This window comes from Mucilaginibacter sp. (assembly GCF_036568825.1).
Lineage (GTDB): Bacteria > Bacteroidota > Bacteroidia > Sphingobacteriales > Sphingobacteriaceae > Mucilaginibacter.
The window spans coordinates 1-4,672 of sequence record NZ_DATCRU010000009.1 but is presented as its reverse complement, the minus strand read 5'-3'; the positions used below and the strand labels follow the sequence as shown (position 1 = coordinate 4,672).

The window sequence follows — 4,672 nt, the reverse complement described above, 5'->3', positions numbered from 1 at the left end:
TTAATATTCCTTGCTTTTTAAGTTCATTAGATACTCTCAACTGACCTAAAGCTGGCTGATTGACAGCCATTTCTACAACAGCTTTTTCTACGTGTTCTTCAACACGGTTCTTCAATACTGGTTTCCTTCTGCTGATTTCCTGAAGGGCAAGTTCGCCTCCCTGTTCGTAAAGTTCCTTGAATCTGTAAAAGCTATCACGTGAATAACCCATTACCTTACAGGCTTGTGATACGTTACCTAAATGCTGGGCAAGCTCTAATATGCCTAACTTGTTTTTGATGATCTTGGCTTGTGTTGTCATAATACTAATCTCTGTTACGTGTTTTAAATTATCGTAACTGTCAGATTAAGTATTGACTATTTCAAATAAATCAATCAGCAGTTTGTTGTTGACTAATGACTAATGACTAATGACTAATGACTAATGACTAATGACTAATTCACTTCATCGCAATCAATAAAGATGTAGGATCATAAAAGCCTACCTGGACGGCGATTTTGCCGTCGGCATTGAAAATATCGAACAGCACCATTTCTATCTTGGCTACTTTTTGGGTTTTCTTGTTGGTGAGGGTGATAAGCCACCATGACTGCACTGTAAAACGCGATTTGTTATATTCCAGCCCATCGGGTACACCGATAGGCTTCATAGTAATATGTTCCCAGGTTTCAAAAACCTGCTCCCAGCCGGCTTTGGCTTCAGCAACTGTTTTGGGTGGCGGCACCGACCATTGCGCGGCTTTCGAGGTGTCAACTGCATAGCGCGTCATGCCGTAAATTTTTGCCGAATCAGCAAAAAAACGCCCCATAGCTGCGGTATCTTGCTTCTCGTACATCCGAGCAAACCGACGCATAACTTCGATGTAAGGGTGTTGGCTGTAAATAACGCCGCTCTTTACCTTCTGCTGTGCAAATGCAGTGGCACTACCGGCGACAAGCATCACTATCAACAGCTTTTTCATAACCTTGTGGTTTGGGGTATGCCGTTTTAATTGGTTAAATAAATATACAGTTTTTTGTAATGAATGTTGAAATAGTATGCGGTGAGTAAGCGGCTCATTGTCAATATAATATTTATTATATTTATATAAACTTATATCACTATGTCGGCATTTCATTTTGTATTATCGGCTATTTGCATCGGCTTTGCAAATACCGCCATAGAGTGGTTCCTGATCGGTTACCTGTTTCATAAATACCAGGCAACAACACCGCAAACATGGCGGACTGAAAGTTATGCGAGTTATACTTACAGCACTGTATTGTCTATTGTGTTTGGGCTATTGTTTACCTTCTTTTATTTAAAGATAGGGTCACATTATGTTATCGGTCACAGCGTACTTTCAGACGCTAAGCTGGGGATTATTTGCTTTGCCTGTTTCAGTTTCATTGCCGAGATTGGCAGTTCTATCTATGTCAATCTTGATAAAATGTTTGTTGCGGGTAAATTGCTGGCGTCGTGCATCAGTTATATTGCTGCGGCTGTTATTGCCGGCTTATTCTTCTGGTAGGGGACAAAAAAACAACCCCGCACGTGCTCCGTACGAGGTTTTGGGTCGTTTAAACTATTAGGATAGTTCCTTATAATCCAAACAACACTGAATAAATAACAATGTCAGCGAGCTGATGTTTTAAGAAAGTAGAAATTTCAAGCTCTCACTGTTTTTAGCTCAATGCTATCCGGTGTACCAGGTAAACAAAATCATCCAGTTGCATGGGCTTAGCTACATAGCCATCGGCGCAACCTCCTTTTGATATTTCATCCACCGTTTTAGTAGCTGAATAAAGTATAACGGGAATAAGGCCGGTTTGCTCGCTATTTTTCAATTTCACACACAGCTCGTTGCCCGAGGTATTGCCCAATTGATCGCCTACTACTACAATGTGCGGCCTGATGCGGCTGATATCCTCCAGGGCAGTTTCCTTTTTACACTTAAACACTTCGTACCCGCTATTCTCGAACGTAAATGCCGACATTTCGCGGGCGTCGCTATCTTCTTCAACTATGGCTAATTTTTTCACTTTGTTTATGAATTGATGGAATGCTAATTTATAGAATTAAAATGGAATACAAATAAGGAACAAGGTTATAACTGCCTTGTTTTACCGGTGAAAATGCATCGCCTATAATTGATAAAACTTTCTGATTTTCAGAAAAATACATTAGGAAATTAGCGGGGTTTTTATTTAATTTTATTCTGCAATTCATAAACTATACCGCAAGGTATTCTAACTCAACCCTTAAACAAACACATCATGGCAAAGTACCTGGTCAGAGCTTCTTATACCCCTGAGGGTGTAAAAGGACTGCTACGTTCGGGCGGCACCGCACGTAAGCAGGTTGTTGAAAAAACAATTAACGATATGGGCGGCACACTGGAGGCATTTTATTTTGCTTTCGGCGATGCTGATGCTTATGTGATCGTATCGCTGCCGGACAGTATTGCTGCTGCTGCGCTGGCGCTGAATATAAATACCTCATTACAGGTATCGGTCACAAGTACGCTTCTGCTCGATCCGGAAGATATTGATGAAGCCGCAAAAAAATCAGTTAGTTACCGCGCTCCGGGTAATTGACCTGATCGTTAACAAAGCGCTCAATACAGCTATAGAGCTGAACAGTTTTTCAAAAGATAAAATCTAATGTATTTCTAATCCTGTGCCATTTCGGGGTTAGTTAACTTTGTATCAGAAAGCACAAAGTATCCCTACTTGTGTTTTTGTGATAAGGTTTAGGTTTAAGGCTCCCGATCAGCGATTGAAACGGAGCCTTAGTATTTTTCACCTTCCTTAAAACATATATCCTATTGAAAGTCCCATGGACCGGTTGTGGATGATTGAGCTTTGGTAGTACGAAAGATTATTCAGCCCCAAACTATAATTTGCCTCTATTACAACGTGTTTAGATATTTCGGAACCGATAACCGCATTAACGCCATAGTCGGGGTTTTTATACTGATATCCCTCAATCGACTTGGTAAAGGATATGTCGGTTCTTTGACTTTGCACCGCATATGTGCCTGACAGACCGTATCCTACATATCCACCGCCTCCAAAATAGGCATTTATTTTTCTTGTAGCTTCAAACTTATAGAGTACATTCAGCGGCACCTCGAGATAGTTTAACTGTATTTTACCCATAATTGGTTTTTGTACAGTTTGTGTGCCGTTGGATAGAGCCTGATTATATTGATAGCCCTTATTGCTGTAAAATAGCCCAGGCTGAATTGATAAATAATCATCCATCACATCAATATTAAACAGGCCACCGGCATGAAAGCCGATCAGGTTGGTGCTTTTAACTGCCATGCCCAGGGTATTGACCGATTGATTTGAAAGGCTGACACCGGCTTTAAACTCCAAACGGACCGATTGTCCGAATGCAATAAATGACGAGCCGATAAAATAAAGTAAGAGAAGGGTCTTTCTCATGACTAAATAAATTGCTAAAGGTTTTTTTAGCTTTTACGGAGTTGCATTAAATAGGTTGCGTTATTGACTAGAAATCAATGAGTATTGAAAGATGAATGCATAATTGGACCGGATTTATTGTCGCGTACTAAAGTTTTCAGAAAGTGTTATGTTAAATTTTATATCTTTTCGTGGATTGCAAATCCACGGTTATTAAGGTCGGGGTTTTTAATCCCGACCAACAGAGTAGGCAAAAAACTCTTTATTCATTCACTTTATCCCAAAGGTCACGGTTAAAGGCTAACACTTTGGTTACTTTGCCAGATCCGTCTTTGGTGAATTTAAGCGGAAAGGCAGCCTGTTTGTTTAAGAAATCGACATCACTGATTGCAATAAAATTGAATTCGCGATTGTCCCATAATTGTTTCAGGGTTAAGCCGGTAGAAGTGGCTGTAATTTGCAGGTAGGCATCGTCTCTTTCTTCAAACTTATATTTCCCTTCAAAGGCTTTTAACTGAGCAGCTGTAAGCGTTACCTCCTTTACGGGTATGTACTCTTTTACCTTAATCCACTGATCTTTGTCGCCTACCAGCGCTCCTGTAATTGCGCCTGCATCATTTTTGGAGAAAGTAACAGGAATGGTTTCATCGCCATCATCATCCTTCATTTCAAATCCGAATTCTGATTTACGGGTTAGTACAATTTGCTTGTCGCCATCCATCTGTTTTGCGAGGAGAGTGGTACCGGCAACTGTAATTTTAAAGTAGGAGAATGTATTTACCTTATTCTGATAAATGCCTTCAAAAGCCGAAAGCGGCGTTTCTGCAAATCTGCTGGTTGATATAGTCGTGGCATCAGCCGGACTAATGCTAAAACAGTTTGATACAACTAATGCCAATACAACAAGTACGATTGCCAACTTGCCCGGAAGGTTTTTCTTTAAAGTGTTCATTTGATTCTGGTTTAGAGGGTTAAGAGGTAATTGATTTTTACTAATAACGATTTAAATTTCAATATATTATTTTAAATTTTAAACATATTTTAAAATTAAATTTTGTTTTAAATAATTCTGCATTATTTGAAGGTACAAACTTCGGATAGGGAGTAAAGGTAAAATATACTCTATTACCCGCTTATCAGAAAAACAGAAAGGCACCCTTTAGAGCAGTGATGGTCGGAAGAATATTCCGGCCATTTATTATGTTTTAAAGAGCAAGCCTGGATCGCCGCCACATTGTACAACGATAAGGGCTATTGCCAA

7 protein-coding genes are annotated in these 4,672 nt (G+C 39.8%); 2 read left to right on the top strand and 5 right to left on the bottom strand.

Annotated features, from left to right (window positions below; all coding sequences use genetic code 11):
* Positions 1–301 (bottom strand): helix-turn-helix domain-containing protein (locus VIM89_RS02320; RefSeq protein WP_488154512.1); only part of this gene is annotated, 301 nt, incomplete at its 3' end.
* Between the two features lie 139 nt (positions 302–440).
* A complete protein-coding gene (locus VIM89_RS02315) occupies positions 441–962 on the bottom strand; it encodes a nuclear transport factor 2-like protein (protein WP_488154511.1) in 522 nt (173 codons plus the stop codon).
* 141 nt (positions 963–1,103) lie between these two features.
* On the opposite strand from VIM89_RS02315, the gene VIM89_RS02310 reads away from it, so the two are divergent.
* Complete coding sequence (locus tag VIM89_RS02310; protein ID WP_488154510.1) at positions 1,104–1,511, top strand: hypothetical protein; 408 nt, start codon at positions 1,104–1,106, stop codon at positions 1,509–1,511.
* A gap of 154 nt (positions 1,512–1,665) precedes the next feature.
* On the opposite strand, the gene VIM89_RS02305 is transcribed toward VIM89_RS02310, so the two are convergent.
* Positions 1,666–2,022 carry a response regulator gene (locus tag VIM89_RS02305; protein WP_488154509.1) on the bottom strand — a complete coding sequence of 119 codons (357 nt, stop codon included), beginning with the start codon at positions 2,020–2,022 and terminating at the stop codon, positions 1,666–1,668.
* 234 nt (positions 2,023–2,256) lie between these two features.
* Between VIM89_RS02305 and VIM89_RS02300 the strand changes: the two genes are divergently transcribed.
* Positions 2,257–2,577 (top strand): GYD domain-containing protein, encoded by a 321-nt coding sequence (locus VIM89_RS02300; RefSeq protein ID WP_488154508.1) that lies wholly within the window; start codon positions 2,257–2,259, stop codon positions 2,575–2,577.
* A 213-nt stretch (positions 2,578–2,790) separates the two neighbouring features.
* On the opposite strand, the gene VIM89_RS02295 is transcribed toward VIM89_RS02300, so the two are convergent.
* The gene (locus VIM89_RS02295) at positions 2,791–3,432 is read right to left on the bottom strand and encodes an outer membrane beta-barrel protein (RefSeq protein WP_488154507.1); all 642 of its coding nucleotides are present in this window, start codon (positions 3,430–3,432) and stop codon (positions 2,791–2,793) included.
* 241 nt (positions 3,433–3,673) lie between these two features.
* Positions 3,674–4,363: a hypothetical protein gene (locus tag VIM89_RS02290; protein WP_488154506.1), complete on the bottom strand. Its 690-nt coding sequence runs from the start codon at positions 4,361–4,363 to the stop codon at positions 3,674–3,676.
* Positions 4,364–4,672 lie beyond the last annotated feature (309 nt).